The organism is Microcoleus sp. AT9b-C3, from assembly GCF_036705485.1.
Taxonomy (GTDB): domain Bacteria; phylum Cyanobacteriota; class Cyanobacteriia; order Cyanobacteriales; family Microcoleaceae; genus Microcoleus.
On record NZ_JAUBUR010000003.1, the window covers coordinates 17044 to 35898 of the forward strand.

The 18855-nt window shown below is 45.6% G+C and carries 19 protein-coding genes; 8 read left to right on the forward strand and 11 right to left on the reverse strand.

All coding sequences use genetic code 11. The features are described from left to right. Positions 1–98 precede the first annotated feature (98 nt). The 3 genes from QUB77_RS03490 to QUB77_RS03500 all read right to left on the reverse strand — a co-directional run bounded on the left by QUB77_RS03490 (position 99) and on the right by QUB77_RS03500 (position 1650). Positions 99–293 (reverse strand): hypothetical protein, encoded by a 195-nt coding sequence (locus tag QUB77_RS03490; protein WP_333322833.1) that lies wholly within the window; start codon positions 291–293, stop codon positions 99–101. A gap of 125 nt (positions 294–418) precedes the next feature. Further along, positions 419–1030 carry an alpha/beta fold hydrolase gene (locus tag QUB77_RS03495; RefSeq protein WP_333170242.1) on the reverse strand — a complete coding sequence of 204 codons (612 nt, stop codon included), beginning with the start codon at positions 1028–1030 and terminating at the stop codon, positions 419–421. 2 nt (positions 1031–1032) lie between these two features. Then, on the reverse strand, positions 1033–1650 hold the full coding sequence (locus tag QUB77_RS03500; protein WP_333170241.1) for a triacylglycerol lipase: 618 nt from the start codon (positions 1648–1650) through the stop codon (positions 1033–1035). Between the two features lie 318 nt (positions 1651–1968). Here QUB77_RS03500 and QUB77_RS03505 point away from each other — a divergent pair, with 318 nt between their 5' ends. After that, on the forward strand, positions 1969–2430 hold the full coding sequence (locus tag QUB77_RS03505; RefSeq protein ID WP_333170240.1) for a hypothetical protein: 462 nt from the start codon (positions 1969–1971) through the stop codon (positions 2428–2430). A gap of 104 nt (positions 2431–2534) precedes the next feature. On the opposite strand, the gene QUB77_RS03510 is transcribed toward QUB77_RS03505, so the two are convergent. Further along, positions 2535–3692, reverse strand: a complete 1158-nt coding sequence (locus tag QUB77_RS03510) for a tetratricopeptide repeat protein (protein WP_333170239.1) — start codon at positions 3690–3692, stop codon at positions 2535–2537. 95 nt (positions 3693–3787) lie between these two features. Between QUB77_RS03510 and QUB77_RS03515 the strand changes: the two genes are divergently transcribed. Then, positions 3788–4006, forward strand: coding sequence for a YgiT-type zinc finger protein (locus QUB77_RS03515; RefSeq protein WP_333170238.1), 219 nt, complete (start codon positions 3788–3790; stop codon positions 4004–4006). A gap of 9 nt (positions 4007–4015) precedes the next feature. On the opposite strand, the gene QUB77_RS03520 is transcribed toward QUB77_RS03515, so the two are convergent. The 5 genes from QUB77_RS03520 to sir all read right to left on the reverse strand — a co-directional run bounded on the left by QUB77_RS03520 (position 4016) and on the right by sir (position 8337). Continuing rightward, the gene (locus tag QUB77_RS03520) at positions 4016–4462 is read right to left on the reverse strand and encodes a hypothetical protein (protein ID WP_333170237.1); all 447 of its coding nucleotides are present in this window, start codon (positions 4460–4462) and stop codon (positions 4016–4018) included. A gap of 213 nt (positions 4463–4675) precedes the next feature. Then, positions 4676–4891, reverse strand: a complete 216-nt coding sequence (locus QUB77_RS03525; protein WP_333170236.1) for a hypothetical protein — start codon at positions 4889–4891, stop codon at positions 4676–4678. Positions 4892–5012: 121 nt separating this feature from the next. Next, complete coding sequence (locus tag QUB77_RS03530; RefSeq protein WP_333170235.1) at positions 5013–5243, reverse strand: hypothetical protein; 231 nt, start codon at positions 5241–5243, stop codon at positions 5013–5015. Between the two features lie 80 nt (positions 5244–5323). Next, positions 5324–6094: a 16S rRNA (uracil(1498)-N(3))-methyltransferase gene (locus tag QUB77_RS03535; RefSeq protein ID WP_333170234.1), complete on the reverse strand. Its 771-nt coding sequence runs from the start codon at positions 6092–6094 to the stop codon at positions 5324–5326. A 254-nt stretch (positions 6095–6348) separates the two neighbouring features. After that, a complete protein-coding gene (sir, locus tag QUB77_RS03540; protein ID WP_333170233.1) occupies positions 6349–8337 on the reverse strand; it encodes a sulfite reductase, ferredoxin dependent in 1989 nt (662 codons plus the stop codon). A 298-nt stretch (positions 8338–8635) separates the two neighbouring features. On the opposite strand from sir, the gene QUB77_RS03545 reads away from it, so the two are divergent. Further along, positions 8636–8884 carry a chlororespiratory reduction protein 7 gene (locus QUB77_RS03545; protein ID WP_333077363.1) on the forward strand — a complete coding sequence of 83 codons (249 nt, stop codon included), beginning with the start codon at positions 8636–8638 and terminating at the stop codon, positions 8882–8884. A 159-nt stretch (positions 8885–9043) separates the two neighbouring features. Here the strand turns inward: QUB77_RS03545 and QUB77_RS03550 are convergent, their stop codons facing one another. Together QUB77_RS03550 and QUB77_RS03555 are read right to left on the reverse strand one after the other, a co-directional pair. Continuing rightward, complete coding sequence (locus QUB77_RS03550) at positions 9044–9424, reverse strand: hypothetical protein (protein ID WP_333170232.1); 381 nt, start codon at positions 9422–9424, stop codon at positions 9044–9046. A 118-nt stretch (positions 9425–9542) separates the two neighbouring features. After that, a complete protein-coding gene (locus tag QUB77_RS03555) occupies positions 9543–10697 on the reverse strand; it encodes a glycosyltransferase family 4 protein (protein ID WP_333170262.1) in 1155 nt (384 codons plus the stop codon). Between the two features lie 763 nt (positions 10698–11460). Between QUB77_RS03555 and QUB77_RS03560 the strand changes: the two genes are divergently transcribed. The 5 genes from QUB77_RS03560 to serS all read left to right on the forward strand — a co-directional run bounded on the left by QUB77_RS03560 (position 11461) and on the right by serS (position 18698). Continuing rightward, complete coding sequence (locus tag QUB77_RS03560; protein ID WP_333170231.1) at positions 11461–12507, forward strand: ABC transporter substrate-binding protein; 1047 nt, start codon at positions 11461–11463, stop codon at positions 12505–12507. 175 nt (positions 12508–12682) lie between these two features. After that, on the forward strand, positions 12683–14227 hold the full coding sequence (locus tag QUB77_RS03565) for a sugar ABC transporter ATP-binding protein (RefSeq protein ID WP_333170230.1): 1545 nt from the start codon (positions 12683–12685) through the stop codon (positions 14225–14227). Beyond that, entirely contained in the window at positions 14224–15228 is a 1005-nt protein-coding gene (locus tag QUB77_RS03570) for an ABC transporter permease subunit (RefSeq protein WP_333170229.1), read from the forward strand. Before QUB77_RS03565 ends, QUB77_RS03570 begins: the two co-directional genes overlap by 4 nt. Positions 15229–15417: 189 nt before the next feature. Beyond that, on the forward strand, positions 15418–17049 hold the full coding sequence (locus QUB77_RS03575; protein WP_333170228.1) for an iron uptake porin: 1632 nt from the start codon (positions 15418–15420) through the stop codon (positions 17047–17049). Between the two features lie 368 nt (positions 17050–17417). Then, on the forward strand, positions 17418–18698 hold the full coding sequence (gene serS, locus QUB77_RS03580) for a serine--tRNA ligase (RefSeq protein WP_333170227.1): 1281 nt from the start codon (positions 17418–17420) through the stop codon (positions 18696–18698). Positions 18699–18855 lie beyond the last annotated feature (157 nt).

An 18855-nucleotide genomic window follows, 5' to 3' on the forward strand; every position in this document is an offset into this window, starting at 1 on the left:
TGTGGGGGCGGGTTTAGGAAATTGTTGGTTTTAGGCAATTACTGTAGGTGAAACCTGCCCCTAAAAAAATTGACATTATACAAGAATGAATCAAACGGTTAATCCTGAACTTTCAATGGTTCGGAAAGTGCTTCAGCCACAGCTTTTAAACTGCTTGAATGCCTCGCCATCATGGCATGAGCGAAAACAGACAATTTTACTTCTTTGGCACCAGATATTTGGGAACTAGAAGCAGGTACGATGATGAAATCCCAATCTGTCCAAATCGAAGTAAAATTAAGCTTTTCCAACAAGGCAGCATCTCGATTTAAATAGCGGTAAGGTGCGCAGTGCGCACCCTACAATAAGTTAGTAGTGCGCAGTGCGCACCCTACAACAAGTTAGTAAGGTGCGCAGTGCGCACCCTACAACAAGTTAATTATATATAATTTTTCAATGGTTCTGAAAGTGCTTCAGCCACAGCTTTTAAACTGCTGGAGTGCCTCGCCATCATGGCATGAGCGAAAACAGGCAATTTTACTTCTTTGGCAGCAGATATTTGGGAACTAGAAGCAGGTACGATGATGAAATCCCAATCTGTCCAAATCGAAGTAAAATTAAGCTTTTCCAACAAGGCAGCATCTCGATTTAAATCTTCCAAAAAAGCACTGCCAGGACGCATTTGAACGCAGCCTTTTCCCCAGAGAGTGTAAGCCATCCAAGTACCGCTGTGAGGAGAAGATATGGCAATAAAGCGCTGCACTCGGTTAATGCCACCTAACCTTTGCAGGTAGTAGCGAGTTACTAAACCGCCCATACTCAATCCTACTATATCTAAATGCTGTTCTGGCGCAAAGGTTTTGTCTATATAATTTGCTATTTGTTGGGCTAATTCGTCTATGCTGGCGTTGCCCCAATGGGGCGAGAGATTGAGGGTGTAGACTGACCATCCCAGTTGGGTGAGGTAGGCAGACATTTTGTGAAAAATTCCCGATTTTCGGAAGATTCCGTGAATTAGCAATACTGGGTTGCGGCTGAAATTGCTATTCATTTTTAAGTGGAAATTTTATTTTCAAGAGGTGCTTTTAGTTCTTCAACTAATGCGTTAATACTTTGGGGTTCTGTCACCATTTGGCGGTGCAGCAAAACGTTGACTTTAACTTCTTTACCTACTGGCATTTGGGAACTGTTCGCCGGTACAATCATTATGTCAAATGGCGTCCACATTGATGTAAAGTTTATGCGTTTGAGCATTGTCACATCTTGATTTAAATCGCGCAGCAAGCCACTATCGGGGCGCATATCCAGGTATCCTGGTAGGCGTAGGGAATAAGCGGTGAGGGTGCCGTGATGGGGGGATGAGAGGGTGATGAAACGCTGTACGCGGTTGATTCCTCCGAGTCGCTGGACGTAGTAGCGACTGACGATGCCGCCCATGCTGTAGCCTACTATGTCTAAAGGCTGTTCTGGATCGAAGGTTTCAGAGATGTAGTCTGCGAGTTGCTTGGCCAGTAAGTCGAGGCTGAGGCTGCCGTCGTTGGGGGTCAGGTTGAGGCTGTGGACTGACCATCCGAGTTCGGTGAGGCGGGCGGACATTGTATTGAAAATAATCTTTGTGTCCCAGATGCCGTGTAGGAGGATGACGGGATTGCGATCGAGCGAACTGTTCATTTGAAAAGAAAATTGCTTGGTGATTAAAGCATAAATCACTGCCCTAGGGAGTGTGACCCGTACTAGGACAGCTAGCGAATCGGATCGAGGTACGATCGGCAATGAGTGGGAATGGCTAACAAATTCTGAGATACTTTGTAAATAAGTGCAAAGCACTGTGAGTATTCATACCTAAAATTTGCTTTGATGAGGTAGCTTAAATATAGGCAAATGTAAATTTTGATGAATAAATGTAGACAAAGGTTGCCCTAGCTCGTAATCTAACTTTGTTGACAAGCTTGTACAAATTTCTCTAAAAGAACAAAAGGAGTAAGTCTAATGTTTGGTTTTATCAAAAATTTCTTCGGCGGTATTTTCGGCTTTTTCGGCAGACTGTTGGGCTTGAAAAAGTCTGAATATTTCCTAGATTTGGGCGAATCGGGAGCGAAGGAACCAGCAAAAGTTGCGCCTGCGAAGTCTGAGCCTGTGGCGATCGCACCGGCAAAAGCTGAGCCTGTTAAATCTGAAAAGTCTGAGAAGTCTGAACCTGCTAAAAAGGCTAAGGTAGAGAAAAAGTCTAACAAAGAAAAGGAACCAGTCGCTAGCGTTCCTACTAATACTCCCGAACCTGCCAAGGTACCTGCAGTGGCAGCAACTAACGGAAAAGTGCCGAGTCAAGCTGAACCGAATCGGACTTTTGCTCCTAATAATTTAATGCCGACACCAAATGGAAGTCGTCGAACCCCTGGCCCCAGCATGAACAATTTCCGCGAAATGGCTCGTCAGGTGAAAACGAAATAGGAAATTGGGAATTCATAATAGGGAATTGGGCATGGGATAATTCCGCATGCTGGCGTTAACAAATTAAAAATGGGATTCCTCATTTTTAATTTTAACTCTTGGTTCTATTCCCTATTTTCTGGGTTTCTGAGGAAGGCTAATCCGCTGTATAGCTGAAAAGCTGAGTCCCAAGGAGTTTCGGATTTGCGCTCGACTTCTATATGAGATGCGATCTTGCTCAACATATTAGTGTAATCGAGCACTGTCTCGGCAAAGGGCGTAAATTCTGACCAAACTGTAACGTCAAGCTGGCGATCTAATATTTCCAGTAAGTTATTCCAGTTAATTCTGGTGGTACTTTGAGGAATTTGTTGAGAGTTTTTGACTTTCGATGTTTTATTTTTCTGGTTCGGTGAAGTGGGGAGCTCAGCCGAAGCTTTGGTGAAGTCAACTCCTTGTTGAAATTCGTAACTTTGGTCGCAAATTCGCAGAATGCAGTTTCTGCTGGGAATGTGTAAGTCACAGATTTGAGCGTAATCTTGCCTGATTTCTCGGTGGCGAAATTGCTCCTTTCTTCGGTTGGGGGAGTAGTCCATAACTTCGATGAACATCGGCAACAAGCCTTCTACTCTTTGAGTAACTTCTGACCAGTTAAATTCGATCGCACCGAGTCGATCGAGTTGATCTTTGCAAACAACGGCTGGGGAAGAGAGAGATTGGAAGTGCTGCACTCGGAAGATTTGGATTTTTTGAATATCGCTTAGGGTTGCCCAAAATACGGGAATGCCGGCTTTGAGGAGTTCTTGACCGTAAATTCGGAGTTCGGCGATGGGGCCAGTTTTGTAGAGTCTCCAGCCGCGGCTTTGGATTTGCATCCGGGTTGTGTAGGCGTCGATTTTAAAGATTCTGCTGATATTTTGAATGGCGGTGGGTTTGTTTTCGGGACTCACGGGTTCGAGGATGAGGAGTCCGGGTTCGAGGTTGCTGGGGTCGTTTTTGGCGGTTTCTATGGCTTGTTGGCGGAGGTTTTGTTGGGCGATTTCAATCCGTTGAATAGCTTGGCGGGTCTGGGAGACGATTTTGGGGTTGGTGATGTCGCGGAGTATTTGTTTATAGGTTGTTTGGGCTTTTTCGAGGTTGTTGGTGAGTTCGTAGTAGCGGGCGATATAGTATTGTACCCACGGATTTTCGGGGGATTCTTTTTGTAATTGTTTGATGAGTTGGGCAGCTTGTTTGTAGTCTTTACCCTCTAGGGCGGCGGCTATTTGGTTGATGTCTGTCATGGCGGTTGCGGGAATGGCGTTGTTTCTATCTTGGCTGATGTTTGGTTGGTTCCGCCACTGGTTAACAATTTTTGCTGTTGTGTTAAGTTATAGATATGATATGCCGGAAAGAAACAATGGTGGAACAAAAAGTAACTTACACGCTTGAAGTCAATGGTAAGTTTATGATCATTGAAAATGTTCCTGCTAGAGTGTGTTTGGAAACGGGAGAGCGATTTTTTTTACCTGAAACTGTGGAACAGTTGCAGAAGATGATTTGGGAAGATAGAAAGCCGACTAGGGTGATTGAAACACCTGTTTTTGAGTTTGCTTAGGGGTTGGTTTCATAGGGATGTGACTTTGGGGCGATCGGGATTGCTGAAATCTAAACGATAATTTGTCGTTGTTGCACCTGGGCCGTTTCCGTTTCTAACTGCGATAATAAAGGCAGTTTTGTTGTTTTGATCGCGGACTATTTTATCAATAAATTGTCTTTGTATTTTTTCTGCATTTAAAACTTTTGGCTCGTTAAAATTGGGTTTTGAAATACATAAAAGAACTGCCCCATCTTGATAGCGGCCTGCATAAAATAAATATTTTTGAGCCTTAGCTGTAAATTCGTTTGTGCTAAAGATAGTGAATTTTTCAATTTGGGGTAGTTGCTGGTTGCGACGGCAATCTTTATCAATGTAGATTTCATTGGCTGATGCCTGTGGCTGGGCGAAAACTGCTGGGATGCAGGCGGCGGCCAGGATTGCTGTGATGATGGTGAGGATTATTGGCGATCGCATTTTTATGAATTCTTCTCCTGTTTTTGCGAGAGACTTTTTGCAGCAAGCGTATTTTATGATTTTTTAACCGCAGATTCACGCAGATTCACGCGGATGAAGGCAAAGGTAGATACGAATTATGAGCTGAGTTCGATCGCCCCCGTCTCTAGTTCGGAGTATTTTTAAAACACAAGACTTCGATCTAAAAAATTAGATGTTCTAGCGCCCTGTTTATCATATTCCCAAAGTGTGCCGGAGTGCTGCATCCACTGTCGCCCTATCTGACAAAATACCAATTTGGCGATCGATTTCAACTTCTAGACGCGTCACAAGATTGTCTGTCATAATTACCGAGTCAGCTAGCAATCCCGTTTGCTGCCCTTCCGGTGTTGCTAGGGCAACAAACATCCGGCTAGGATGTCCTGATCGGGCTACATTGCTAGTAATCATTGCCACAATTATTTACTCTAAACCAGTCCCCAGATTATTAGCTTGAACTATCAAAGCAGGACGACGTTTCGCAGTACGCAAGTCCGAGTTAGGAAACAAAGCCAGCACTATATCACCGCGACTATAAGGCATCGTAAGCATCCATTTCCGGTAGTTCCCAATCAGGAGCAAATGTCCTCAGCCGAACCCATAAATCTGCTGCTTGCTCCTGGTCAATGCCGCGAGATTGCAAGTTTATTAACCCTGATTTTGGCATAAAAGTAACAATTACTTGCGCTTCTTCCATGTCAGCGGGTGTTTCCAGTAACTCAATTTTGCCATTTCGATATATACCCTCTACTGACTGTAACATTTTACTTATGTGATAATTAGCCATTTACATTTTAGCTGCGATCGCCAAACCCATCAAGTCTCCGATCGGTTTGGTGGATATTAGCACTTCTCAAAAGCCGCGCCCACCAACGATAAAGCAACTATCGGCGCAGTCACAGCCCTGAGAATTCTACTACCCAAAGAAACAGCTTCAAAACCAAATTCGATCGCCCTTTTCACCTCACCCTCAGTCCATCCACCCTCCGGCCCAACAGCTATGACAATCGATAATTCTTCCCCATCTTTCTCCCCCCTTATTAAGGGGGGCTGGGGGGGTTCCAAACTACCAATCAAACAATCCCACAAATGCCGATTCTCCCCGCGAGCAACACAAATATATCGATATTTTTGACCGCAATCTTTCACAGCAACATCAAACGAAATAGGCTCTAAAATCGTCGGCACAATTTGACGTTCCGACTGTTCCGCCGCCTCCGCAGCAATTCTTCTCCACCGATCGACTTTTTGATCGCTTGGTTTGAGCAAAGTTCGATCGCTCGTTACCGGCACAATACTTGCCACACCCAACTCCGTCGCCTGTCTCACAACCTCGTCAAAGCCGTTTCCTTTGGGCAAAGCCGCCATCAAAGTTACTTCCACGGGTAGCTCCCTGTTCACAGCAATCTCCTCTGCTATCGAGGCAATTAACCCGGTTTCCTGGGCTTCTAGGACTGCTAACCACCAATGCCCTCGACCGTCCATTGCAATAAATCGATCGCCCGCTTGCAAACGTAGCACTCGATTTAAATAATGCTGCTGTTCTCTAGTTAAGTCGATTTTGCGATCGCAAATTTGAGCTGCAGTAACTGCTAATCTTTGTAATTGAGGCATTGAATTTGGGATTGTTCGTTTTCTATTAGAGATTTTTTTTATTTAACCGCAGAGAACGCAGAGAACGCAGAGAAAGAGAGAAAGAGAGGAGATAGGCCGGCGGGGTTTCAACGGCTAATAAATAATAAAGGCAAAGCATTTACAACCAGATTTATGTTAAAAATCAAAGTTTTTTTCTGCAAATGCTCTGCCTTTATATTATTTTTGCGTGAGTTTTATTTGATGCTAGCAAAAATCGAAAATTTCAAATCGGCTTATGCTTCCTCCTTAATCTTCTTTAAATAAGTGGAAATCGCTTCTGTAGCTAGCTGCGTAATCGGCTTGCCCTGACGGGCTGCTTCTTCCTTGAGCTCGTTGTAGATTTCATCGCGGACGCTAATTCGACGGCGGACTTTGCCACCGGTAGCAGTGGCAGCGTCGTTTCCGTCATCGTTACTAGACGTAACTTCTAATTCATTAATCTCAGTTGTCATCGAGTCAGCAGATTGGTAGTTGGTTACAAATTGACGGATAGATTCTAACCCGACGCGATCGCAAAAATTGCCAAAACTCTCGCTCAGTTGCCGTTTTTGCTTGAAATAAACAAAAATCGGCTCCAGAAAAGCTTCAAAATCCTTGACGTGCAGCTTTTCCTCAATTGGTTTTGCCAGCCGCGTTTGATCGGGAGAACCGCCCAGCCAAATCTGGTAGGATTCCGGGGAACTCCCGACAAACCCCAATTCTGCCATATAAGGGCGGGCGCATCCATTGGGGCAACCAGTCATCCGCACCACAAAATGCTCGTCTTGCAAGCCAACTTTGGTCAAAAGTGCGCGAATTCGCTCTAAGATGCTCGGAATCACGCGCTCAGATTCGGTAATCGCCAGCCCGCAAGTCGGCATTGCCGGACACGCCATCCCATAGCGCACCAATGGGTCTATTGCAGTTTCCCGCTGAATGCCACATCGATCGAGTATTCCCTGAATTTCCTGTTTGATATCCGGCGAAATATCGTAAATCAGCACGTTTTGGTGTGGCGTCGCCAGTATCGGCAAGTTGTGCTTCTGCACAATTTCCCGCAAAGCCGTTTTTAGCTGAAATGAACCTTCATCCTTAATCCGGCCATTGTCCACGGAAATGCCGACAAACAGTTTACCGTCTCCTTGTTCGTGCCAGCCCAAGAAATCAAAATACTTCCACTCAGGCAGCGGTTTAAACGCTTCTAGGGGTTTGCCAAAATATTCGGCTACTTTTTCGCGGAACCACTGTACACCTTTGTCGTTAATCAGGTACTTTAGCCGCGCGTGCCGTCTGTCTGTGCGATCGCCGTAATCTCTCTGGGTTGCTACAATTGCCTTGACCAAATCGTAAACATCATCCTTGGCAACATAGCAAATCTCATCCGCAACCCGCGCAAAAGTCTCTTCTTTATTGTGAGTGCGGCCCAAACCGCCGCCAGCAAACACGTCAAAACCTTGCAACTCGCCAGCTTCATTGGTAATTACCACCAAGCTCAAATCCTGAGAGTACAAGTCAATGGAATTGTCTCCCGGCACGGTAACGGAACACTTGAACTTGCGGGGCATATAATGCTGGCCGTAAATCGGTTCTTCCTTGTCGTCAAATGTTGTGCCGTTGCGGTTGGACTGTCTGGCAGCTTTCACTGCGGGGTCTTCTTCCCCCGAAACAGCTTTTTCGCCGTCCAACCAAAGTTCGTAATAAGCACCGGTTTGCGGTGTCAGCAAATCGGCGACATTGTTGGCGTATTGCAGCGCATACTGGTATTCTGGGCGATTTTTGTATGGTGCTGGAGGTGCCATGATGTTGCGGTTCAAGTCACCGCAAGCTCCCAAGGTTGACCCCATATTTTTAATAATTGAGGAAAACACTGCTTTAAGATTTTTTTTCAACACGCCGTGAAGTTGGAAACCTTGGCGCGTTGTGACGCGGAGCGTGTGGTTGCCGTATTCTTCAGATAGCTTGTCTAAGGCTAGGTATAATTGCGGCGGAGTGAACCCGCCGGGATTGCGGGTGCGGAGCATGAACTGATAATCTTTTTCTTGTCCTTTAACTCTATTGTCGCGGTTGTCTTGCTGGTACGAGCCGTGAAATTTGAGAATCTGAAGCCCCTCTTCGGTGAAGTGGGTAGTTTCTTCTAACAGTTCAGTCGCAACGGGTTCTCGTAAATAGTTGCTGCGTTCTTTGAGACCTTCTGATTTAGAGGGCTTGCGCGCAACAGGGGTTGAAGTGGAAGATGTGATCATGGGAATGTATAGTGCCAGTTATAATTAGATACAGCCGATCGAATATTTCTTGAAATTTTGACACTTGACAAATTTGCACTTGACAAATCTCCTCAGAAATGCTGTGTCGGATCTGTTGACAACTCGGTTAACAACTAAGTTAACAAGTAAGTTAATAACGGTAATCCGCTAGGAATTCTGATGTTGTTCAATTGTAACACGATCGAGCCCGGCCTGAAAAATTGTAATTAAGAGTTTATACTTTCGATCCCTTAAGTGTACGAAACTTTAGAAATAATTAACCTCAACCTTTGAAACTATGTCACTGTATGACGAAGACACCTTTGTGGTCTTAGAAACAAACCAGTCAGAGCAGTTTTTGACGGCGGCGGAACTGTTAGAAAAGCTAAAAGCCGTGTTAACCGAGAAACACGAAGATTTGCCGCAGGACGTGGATAAAATATCTGGGGTGGAAGCTCAAGCCAAGTATTTAATTGATACTTATTGTGAATTAGATGTCGGGCAAGGAAAATATTTGCAGTGGTACGCAGTGCGTCTAGAAAAATAATCTTGTCTCAAACGACCCCAATTAAATTGGTTTGTAGTTTGTAGGTGCGCATTGCGCACCGGTTTAGCTTGTAGGGTGCGCAATGCGCATCGGTGCGCAATGCGCACCCTACTACTAGAACGAACGTATAACGGTTGACTGATGACTGATGACTAATAACTAATCTTCCAACTGTTGAACGGATGATACTTCTACTGCGGTAACATCGATCGTACCGGGCGGTGTCAAACGACTAAAATGACCTTCCTCTATTTTCAGAGGTTCGCCGCAGTTGGCACACTGAAACTGAGTTTGATTTAAAGCTGTAAATTCGTATTGACAAACGGGACAATTGTCCTCAATTAAATTGCGTTTCAGCCACCACTGAAGCGCGAAAAATGCTACCACAGGCGTCAGTAGCAAAAAAGCTACTACAATCAACAGTGATTTAACTATCCAACCCAAACCAATTGACACCAACAAATACGCGATGCCCAGCAGTATCAACCAATTGCTAATACGGGGTAGCTTGAAAGATATTTTGGGGGTGCCTTGGTTCACGGTGGTCTCCTTGGGTGTCTTTGCAGGTAGGCATAACTCTATCCTACTCAGAAATTCAGGCGGTCGATCGAGTTAATTTTCCCATTGTACACCCATAAACCGCTCTCTACGGCATAAGTTAATCTGAGTCAGAGGGTTGAAAAATTCCTTGTAAGGATTGACAAAGGGATTCAAAACTAAATCTTGCCAGGGTTTGTTCCCTCAACCAGTGGCGATCGCACCTTTTATCCTCTCCTCGCAGCATTTCCACACAAGCAACCGCTACTGCTGCTGAATCTCGGTGGGGAACTCGCCATCCCAGTTTACCATCTTGCAGCGGATCTGCCGACCCGTCCGCGTCTCCAGCCAGTACGGGTACTCCGCAAGCCAGCGCTTCCAAATAAACTATACCGAAGCCTTCCTGGGAGGGCATTACATAAGCATCGGCCAACTGGTAATGTGCTGCTAAATTATCTGTCGGTACAAAACCCGCAAATATTACTCTTTCGGTAACTCCCAAATCATCAGCGAGTTTGGCTAATCTAGATCGATCGTCTCCGCGTCCAATAACTAAGTATTTCACATTCGGAAAAGTTTTAGCTATTTGCGGCAAAGCTTGAATTGTGACATCGACGCCTTTGTAAATATCCGTCGATCGCAATCTGGCTACAGTCATCAATATTTTAGCACCAACCAAATTGTACTGCTCTAATAAATCCTGTGGCTTTTGTCCAGTGGTAAATATATTTTCATCAACAGTACAAGGCACTATGTGGAATTTTTCTGGGTTTAATTGGTTAATTTCGCAACTGCGATCGCGCGTGTATTTGCTAATAGTCCAAATAGTCTCAGCTTGTCTCATTGCTGTTTGATATTTGGGAGCAAGCGGTTCCCAAACTTCCTTGCCGTAAGTTAAAATTGTGTACGGAATTCCCAAGGGTTGGCACAGAATTTGAATTAGCGGTGCGAGTTTGATGTGACCGCAAAAAACCCGCTGCGGTCGTTTTTGCAGCAATCGAGTTAGTAATACTGTAGCAAAATTAAGACGACCAAACCAGGGATTCTCGGTTTGGATGTAATAAAATTTCAGATTTTTTGACTCGTAAGGATTGTTGCAGTCTGGGGAATCTCGCAACAGCAAAACTTCAGCTTGCCGCGGGAAGTTTGTCCTTGCGGTTATTGACACGTAAGCTTTGAGAATGTCTTGAACGTAGGATTGAATGCCGCCTTCGCTGGCAAATATTTCTAGGAAACAGAATAGGTGATTTGCCGATCGCATTTCAGATTTACCCATTGACAGCGCAGACAAATATTGCAGTATAGTGATTTTGTCAAAAAGGGCGATCGCCATTATCCAAAGCTTTTAAACCATGTCAAAATGACTGTAGTTGGAGGTTTTACAGCCCAATACTCGACTCGTCTACTCTCACCGTTGGTTTTGAGGGACTATCTGCTTTTTTATTACGGCTTTTTAACGGGCTGCATCGGTAAATGCGAAACTTTGTTTATAGTTTACTATAATCTACCATAATTGACTGTCAACTTAATGATTTTTTACAATATCCTACCCCAATCAAAATTTAAGATTTATTAAGTTGGTGCGGCGCGTCCGAGCAGACTGAGGATTAGCAGATGGTGTCGATCGAGGATATCGCATTTTTAGTCTTTGGTAAAAGTATTGTCTATCCAAAGATAGATATAGAGCCAGGTTTGAACTGTTATCATCAGCCAATATAGAGAGTTAAATTTAATATGACTCTGCCAGGTTTTAAAAGCAATTTCTGAAAGATTTTGTCGAAAATATCCTCCTAAAAATTTGTCACGCATTGCCAAAAAATTAATGCTCATACAGCATTAAAAAAATATTAATATCGTTGATTATTTTGGCATCGAGGAGATAGTTTGAATCTTCATCTTTTCGGTTAACAAAAGTAGTCTGGCGAGCCGAGTGAAAAGTTTTTACGAGCAGAAAATAAACACGATCTCGTACAATCATGTACAAAGAAAAGCCGCTCACCTAAAACATTAGGTATTCGAGCTTAAACCTAACAAAGCTAATGTTAGGTTGGCAAGGTCATATTTACGAGCGACTCTCTCCAAATGAGCCTTCATTGGAGTTTGAGGTGAAACGAGTAACGATCGCACTCAGTCTTTTTAGTCTACTCAGCAGCACTCTGGCAAGTTGCACAGCCACTTCCCAGAACGCTCAAAACAGCACGCAAAAAAGCAACTCCGAACTTTCATCAGTTGCTGTAGCAGTCCGCGACCTCGGCAATCCATTCTTCGTACAAGTTGGCAAGGGCGCTGAGGCCGCAGCCAAGAAAATCGGCGGTGCAAACGTGAGGACAACTCTCGTTTCCAGCGGCGACGATTTAAATCAGCAATTCAATCAAATCGAAAACTTTATTGCCTCTAATGTCAGCATGATTGTACTCAATGCTGCGGACACCAAAGGCATTGCACCCGCTGTCGAAAAAGCCAAGCAAGCCGGAATTCCGATAATTGCAGTTGATACCGCCGCCGAGGGAGGCGTTGATGCCACAGTGACTTCAAATAACGTGCAAGCTGGCGAAGTAAGCTGTCAATATATAGCCTCACGCTTGAAAGGAAAAGGCAGCGTTGTGATTATCAACGGGCCTCCCGTCGCTTCAGTCGTCGAGCGAGTTCAGGGGTGCCAAAGTGTCTTCTCCAAATATCCCAATCTCAAGGTTCTTTCCAAAGATCAGAACGCAGAAGGCAGCCGCGATGGCGGGTTAAGAGTGATGAGCGATTTGCTTACTTCCTTCCCGAAAATTGATGCTGTTTTTGCAATTAATGACCCCTGTGCCATTGGTGCAGAATTAGCAGCCAAACAAGCACAAAGAAGCGAATTCTTTATTGTGGGAGTCGATGGTGCACCTGAAGCTTTAGATGCGCTCAAGCAGAACAACAGTTTATTTGTGGCTACAGCAGCTCAAGATCCATTTCGCATGGCAGCCAAGGCAGTTGAAGTCGGGAATAACATTCTCAAAGGAAACAAGCCAGCCAATCCAAACATTCTGATTCCAGTCGCGCTGATTACTCGCGAAAACGTCCATCAACATAAAGGCTGGACCAGCGAATAAATTAGGACTCGCGGGAAATCGAGTTGTTTGCAAAAATACTTCGTTTTAGTAGTCCTGCCGCTATTGCTAGGGGTAAGGTGCGCAATGCGCACCCTACAGATAGAGCTGCCATTAATTCCACAAATTGATGGAGCCAACCTCGACTTGTAATTAGCATAAAATTACGGTATTTGCGATGGTAAATAGCACTAAAAATTCAATCCAAACCAAGCCCGTCCTCGAAATGCAAGGTATTAAAAAAACCTTTAACGGTTTTATAGCCTTGCACGAGGTAAATATCACCGTTTACCCGGGCGAAGTCCACGCCCTCATGGGGGAAAATGGTGCGGGCAAAAGTACGCTGATGAAAATTCTGGCGGGAGCCTACATAGCTGATGCAGGCGAAATCAGAATTGACGGTCAAGCTGTTAAGATGACAGACCCCGGTCAAGCCAGAAATTTAGGGATAGCCATTATTTATCAAGAACTCAATCTCGCCCCCAATCTGACAGTTGCTGAAAACATTTTTATGGGCAGCGAGCTGAAGAAAGGAGGTACATTTCTAGACCAAGATGAAATGCGGCGTAGGGCCGCTGAGGTATTAACAAACCTCGACGCAAGTTTTGATGCTGGAGACCTGGTTTCCACACTTTCAATTGCCGAACAGCAGCAAGTGGAAATAGCTAGGGCACTCAAAGATAAAAGCAGAATTTTAGTGATGGACGAGCCGACAGCGGCACTTTCAGACCGCGAAACAGATAAGCTTTTTGAAGTGGTTCGCCGTTTGCGGAATGAGGGCATTGCTATTATTTATATCAGCCACCGAATGGAAGAGATTTATGCTCTTGCCGATCGCGTGAGCGTCATCCGAGACGGCGGGTATATTGGCTCTTTGGAAAAGCACGAAATTTCTGCCAATCGCTTGGTGGAAATGATGGTGGGTCGTTCTTTACAGGATTTGTACGAAAACAAGCATCAAATAACACCGGGTGCTGTTGTTCTTGAGGTAACAAATTTAAGCGACGGCCGCAAAGTAAAGCCTGCCACTTTTCAACTTCATGCGGGCGAAATTCTGGGTTTAGCTGGTTTAGTTGGCGCGGGCAGAACAGAACTTGCCCGCCTGATGTTTGGTGCCGATCGAAAGACAAGCGGTGAAATTAAACTAGAAAATCGTCCTCTGAATGTCTCGACACCCAATGAAGCAATGGCCGCCGGAATTGCTTACGTGCCCGAAGATCGCAAGGCTCTAGGACTATTTTTGGAGGCAACTTCTGGTGAAAATATCACCATGAATGTCCTCGATCGAGAAGCAAAAGCTGGCATTATTAACTCAAATTTTCTGTTGAAAATTGTCAATGATGCTATTAATAATTTGCAAATTCGCCTTGCAAGTCCGAGCATTAGGGCAATGGATCTTTCTGGGGGGAATCAGCAGAAGTTGCTGCTAGCGCGTTGGTTGGCTATCAACCCAAAGGTACTTTTGTTAGATGAACCAACGCGAGGAGTGGACATTGGCGCAAAAAGCGAAATTTATCGAATTATTAGCGATTTGGCAGCCAAGGGTGTAGGTATTTTAATGATTTCCAGCGAACTGCCGGAAATTGTGGGAATGAGCGATCGCGTCTTAGTGATGCGAGCAGGAAGCCTCGTCGGTGAAGTAGGCGGATCGACTGGGGAAGCAATTACGCAAGAGAACATTATGGCTTATGCCACCGGGGCAACAGAGGTAAAAAAATCATGAGTCAAACAGAAGTAAAAAGCACCAGAAATCAATCAAGCGATCGCCAAAAAGCCAGTAAAGCTCAAGCTTGGAAAAATTTCATCCAAGTTGCCGGTATCCTGCCGATTTTGGTTGGCATCTGTATCATTTTTTCCCTGGTAACGCCCAACTTTCTTTCAGTAGGAAATTTGATCAATGTCATCCGGCAAGCCTCGATCAATATTGTCCTAGCTACCGGCATGACTTTTGTGATTTTGACGGGGGGAATTGACCTTTCTGTCGGGTCAATTTTGGGCGTGACTGCCGTTGTCGGGGTACTGGTTTCCTTAGTTCCAGGTCTGGGTTGGTTTGCCGTACCGGCTGCGTTAATAGCCGGAGTATTTTTAGGATTACTTAACGGCTCGTTAATTGCCTATTTAGGTTTGCCTCCGTTCATCGTCACCCTCGGTTCTTACACAGCTTTGCGGGGAGTTGCTTATTTAGTCGCTAACGGCACTACCGTTATCAATAGAAATTTGAATTTTGCTTGGGTAGGCAACAATTATGTCGGCCCAATTCCCTGGTTAGTTATTATCGCTTTTCTCGCAGTTTTAGCGAGTTGGTTTGTCTTGCGGCGGACTGTTCTAGGGAGGCATATTTATGCCGTGGGAGGTAACATTCGGGCAGCACGATTGACAGGTATTAAGGTGAGTCGCGTGCTGTTATTTGTCTATGGCGTGAGTGGGTTGCTTTCTGGTTTAGGTGGAATTATGAGCGCCTCGCGCCTCTACAGTGCGACGGGGATGTTGGGGCAAGGCTACGAATTAGATGCGATCGCTGCTGTAATTTTGGGAGGAACCAGTTTCACAGGTGGAATTGGCACTATTTGGGGTACTTTGCTGGGGGCGTTAATTATTGCCCTGCTAAACAATGGACTAACTCTCATGAACGTGTCTTTCTTCTGGCAGTTAGTTGTCAAAGGTCTGGTGATAATTATCGCAGTGACGATTGACAAAGTTCGCACCGGTTCAAGCGCAGCGTAAAGGTATAGAAGAAGGAAGAAGGAAGAAGGAATAAGGAAGAAGTCCCCTGCCCCCCTTGGGGGGAAGGAAGAAGGAAAAAGGCAAATGCAATAATACCAAGGGTTGCAGTTATTAAGAACGTCCTAACAGTCTAGAAGGTGGCTGTATTGCTCATTCTGGCGAGCGGTTCCTTATGCGGAGCTTTGTCCTATGCACATCCAGCATTTTTTTCACCTGATTACTGCTTTTATACTCGGAACACCTGGTGTATTTCTACTAATATCATCCCCTAGTTTGGCGGCCCCAATTGATAGATTAGTTGCTCCTGAACCGTTAAATACCTTGACAGAAAAACCCTTCGCGCAGGTGAATTCTGTCTCTCAACTCTCGGATGTAAAAGCCACTGACTGGGCGTTTCAGGCGCTGCAATCTCTAGTTGAACGCTACGGCTGCATTGCCGGTTATCCCGACGGAACTTACAGAGGAAACCGCGCGCTGACGCGGTACGAATTTGCTGCAGGATTGAATAGCTGTCTCGATCGAGTTAGCGAACTAATTGCCGCAGAAACAACCAACCAGATTACTGCGGAAGATTTAGCGATCGTCCAAAAGCTGCAAGCAGAATTTGCAACTGAATTATCGGTGTTGCGGGGTCGAGTCGATGCTCTCGATGCACGCACAGCAGAACTAGAAGCGAATCAGTTCTCGACTACGACGAAGTTGAATGCGGAAATTATCGTGGTGGTAACAGATACCTCCGGCAACAGTGTTGGGGATTCGCGCGATCGCACCAACACTATTGTTGCCAACCGGGGGCGATTAAATTTTGAAACCAGTTTCACCGGTCGCGATATGCTGAGAACCCGTTTGGAATTCGGCAACTTGGGCAGGATTGCCGACAATACGGGTACAAATATGACGGCCTTGAACTTTGATGGCAATACCGACAACACAATCACCGTCCCTCACGTATTGTATGTGACCCCGCTGACCTCTAATTTGGCGCTGACCGTGGGCCCGACAGGTGTTGGGTATCCCGATATTACGGATTTGCTGACTCCTCCAACGATCGCCAGCGATAGTGAGGGAATTCCCTCGAAGTTCGGACAATACAATCCCCTCTACCGCCGGGGAGGTGGCGGTGCTGCTGTCAACTGGACGATCGTCAAAAACCTCACCCTGACTGTGGGCTATATCGCAGGAAATCCCAATCTCTCGCAGCAAAGTAACGGTTTATTCAACGGTTCCTACAACGCTCTGGTTCAGCTTGCCTACCGGGGCGATCGCGGAGCAATTGGCGTAGCCTATTCTCGTACCTTTGCACCAAGCGGTAAAGCCGACCTCACAGGCGGTACGGGCAGTTTTCTGGCTGCGCGACCGTTTGGGGACAATATTGCTACATCCAGCGATTCTGTAGCCGTACAAGGATTCTACCGCCTTGCTCCCCGGTTGCAAGTTCACGGTTGGGGCGTTTATAGTCGCGCCAATGCAGAAAATTCCGGTGTTAGCAGCGTTTCTGATGGTAGAGGTGGCGTGGTTTTGCTAAATGTTGACGGCGACGATCGCGCTGATATTGTGTATGGGGCGATCGGGATCAGTTTCCCAGATGTGGGAGGTGAAGGCAACCTACCGGGGATTTTAGTGGGTTTGCCAGGTCGCGTGACGAGCAGTAATGTGCGCCGCGAGCGAGATACTTCCTATCACATTGAAGCCTTCTATCGCTTTCAGGTAAACGACAACATTTCCATCACCCCTGGTGTGTGGGCCGTTGTTAATCCTGAGAATGACAGCCGCAACGACACTCAATGGGTTTGGTTGCTTCGCACAGGCTTTAACTTTTAACCGGAAAGATATTTGAGTAACCTAGTCTTGGACACAAAAACCCAGTTTCTTGACGTAATTGCCTCATTTGAGACGATAATCGCGAGAAACCGGGTTTTTTAGACTGATAGTGCATCCAGGGCTTCAATTCCATGCCACACAACAAAAAACCCCTGCCATCGCTGGCTGGGGTAGAAAATTATCAGGGTGCATCTACTAATATTGGCAACTATAACATACATTTGTGGGGTGTCACCCTTCATGGGTGACACCCAACTAAGATTTTAAGTCAGAATAAATTATGATTCAATATGCCAATGATTAACAAAGCTTCTATATCATCTCGTTCTGTCCCAGCCGATCTAAAATTTAAGATTTAGAATAAATCTGTGCTAGACCTCAAATTAATCCGAGAAAACCCGCAAGCCGTGCAAGAAAGCCTCAACCTGCGCGGAGGTAACTATGAAATCGAGCCGATTTTGCAATTAGACAAACAGCAGCGGGAGTTGGAAGGCAAGCGATCGCAACTGCAAGCCCGCAGCAACGAAATTGCCAAACTCATCGGTCAAAAAAGAAAATCGGGTTTACCCCTCGAATCTCCCGAAATTCAGACTTTGCAAGCAGAAGGCAACGCAGTCGGCACCGAGTCGAACGAACTGCAAGCACAGGAAAAAGACCTAAAAGCTCAAATAGAAGCTTTATTGCTACCGCTGCCAAACTTGCCGAGCCCGTCAACGCCGATCGGCAAAAATGAAGAGGAAAACGTCGAAATCCGGCGCTGGGGAGACGAATACATACCCCAAAATCCCGGTATTTTACCGCACTGGGAAATCGGCGAAAAATTAGGAATTATCAACTTTGAACGGGCAGTAAAAATCGCTCAGCCCCGCTTTGTGAGCTTAATTGGAGCTGGTGCAGCCCTGGAAAGAGCGCTTATTCAATTCATGCTCGATCGCCACACAAAAGCTGGTTATGTAGAAGTAATTCCCCCATTTTTAGTTAACACTGAATCCCTGACCGCTACGGGTCAATTACCTAAATTTGCTGAAGAAAGTTTCAAGTGCGACCAAGACGATTTGTGGCTGATTCCTACTTCCGAAGTTCCTGTTGTCAATTTGTACAGAGGGGAAATTTTGACAGCAGAACAGTTGCCAATTTATCACTGTTCTTATACTCCTTGTTTTCGGCGCGAAGCTGGCAGTTACGGCAAAGATACGAGGGGATTAATTCGATTGCACCAATTTAATAAAGTTGAATTGGTAAAACTCGTGCATCCGAGTACCTCCGAGGCAGAGCACGAAAAGTTAGTGCAGGATGCGGAGGGAGTTTTACAGGCGCTGAAATTGCCTTATCGGGCGATCGCACTGTGTACCGGCGACTTAGGTTTCGCGGCAGCCAAAACCTACGATTTAGAGGTGTGGCTGCCATCTGCGGGCAAATACCGCGAGATTTCCAGTTGTTCCAACGTCGCAGATTTTCAGGCGCGGCGGGCAAATATTCGCTTTAAAGAAGCGGGTAAAAAAGGCACTCAATTCGTTCACGCGCTCAACGGTTCCGGTTTAGCTGTGGGCCGCACAATGGCGGCTATTTTGGAGAATTACCAGCAGCCAGACGGAACTGTAAAAGTGCCGGAAGTGCTGCAACAATACTTGGCGAGGGAAGTTTTGTAATAGTTTTGAGTTAAAATTGGGGTAAGGTGCGCAGTGCGCACCCTACAGTTTGAGTAGTAATAGTTTTGAGTTAAAATTGGGGTAAGGTGCGCAGTGCGCACCCTACAGTTTGAGCAACGCTTTCTTGATATCCAACGCCAACAGTTTGAGCAACGCT

Excerpts from the sequence above, each read along its gene's own strand:
- QUB77_RS03520 (WP_333170237.1), bottom strand. The coding sequence starts at position 4,462 with ATGCGATCGCCAATAATCCTCACCATCATCACAGCAATCCTGGCCGCC.
- QUB77_RS03500 (WP_333170241.1), bottom strand. The coding sequence starts at position 1,650 with ATGAACAGTTCGCTCGATCGCAATCCCGTCATCCTCCTACACGGCATC.
- QUB77_RS03525 (WP_333170236.1), bottom strand. The coding sequence starts at position 4,891 with ATGATTACTAGCAATGTAGCCCGATCAGGACATCCTAGCCGGATGTTT.
- QUB77_RS03515 (WP_333170238.1), top strand. The coding sequence starts at position 3,788 with ATGATATGCCGGAAAGAAACAATGGTGGAACAAAAAGTAACTTACACG.
- QUB77_RS03565 (WP_333170230.1), top strand. The coding sequence starts at position 12,683 with ATGGTAAATAGCACTAAAAATTCAATCCAAACCAAGCCCGTCCTCGAA.
- QUB77_RS03535 (WP_333170234.1), bottom strand. The coding sequence starts at position 6,094 with ATGCCTCAATTACAAAGATTAGCAGTTACTGCAGCTCAAATTTGCGAT.
- QUB77_RS03505 (WP_333170240.1), top strand. The coding sequence starts at position 1,969 with ATGTTTGGTTTTATCAAAAATTTCTTCGGCGGTATTTTCGGCTTTTTC.
- sir (WP_333170233.1), bottom strand. The coding sequence starts at position 8,337 with ATGATCACATCTTCCACTTCAACCCCTGTTGCGCGCAAGCCCTCTAAA.
- QUB77_RS03545 (WP_333077363.1), top strand. The coding sequence starts at position 8,636 with ATGTCACTGTATGACGAAGACACCTTTGTGGTCTTAGAAACAAACCAG.
- QUB77_RS03555 (WP_333170262.1), bottom strand. The coding sequence starts at position 10,697 with ATGGGTAAATCTGAAATGCGATCGGCAAATCACCTATTCTGTTTCCTA.
- QUB77_RS03495 (WP_333170242.1), bottom strand. The coding sequence starts at position 1,030 with ATGAATAGCAATTTCAGCCGCAACCCAGTATTGCTAATTCACGGAATC.
- QUB77_RS03530 (WP_333170235.1), bottom strand. The coding sequence starts at position 5,243 with ATGTTACAGTCAGTAGAGGGTATATATCGAAATGGCAAAATTGAGTTA.
- QUB77_RS03510 (WP_333170239.1), bottom strand. The coding sequence starts at position 3,692 with ATGACAGACATCAACCAAATAGCCGCCGCCCTAGAGGGTAAAGACTAC.
- QUB77_RS03570 (WP_333170229.1), top strand. The coding sequence starts at position 14,224 with ATGAGTCAAACAGAAGTAAAAAGCACCAGAAATCAATCAAGCGATCGC.
- QUB77_RS03560 (WP_333170231.1), top strand. The coding sequence starts at position 11,461 with ATGTTAGGTTGGCAAGGTCATATTTACGAGCGACTCTCTCCAAATGAG.
- QUB77_RS03575 (WP_333170228.1), top strand. The coding sequence starts at position 15,418 with ATGCACATCCAGCATTTTTTTCACCTGATTACTGCTTTTATACTCGGA.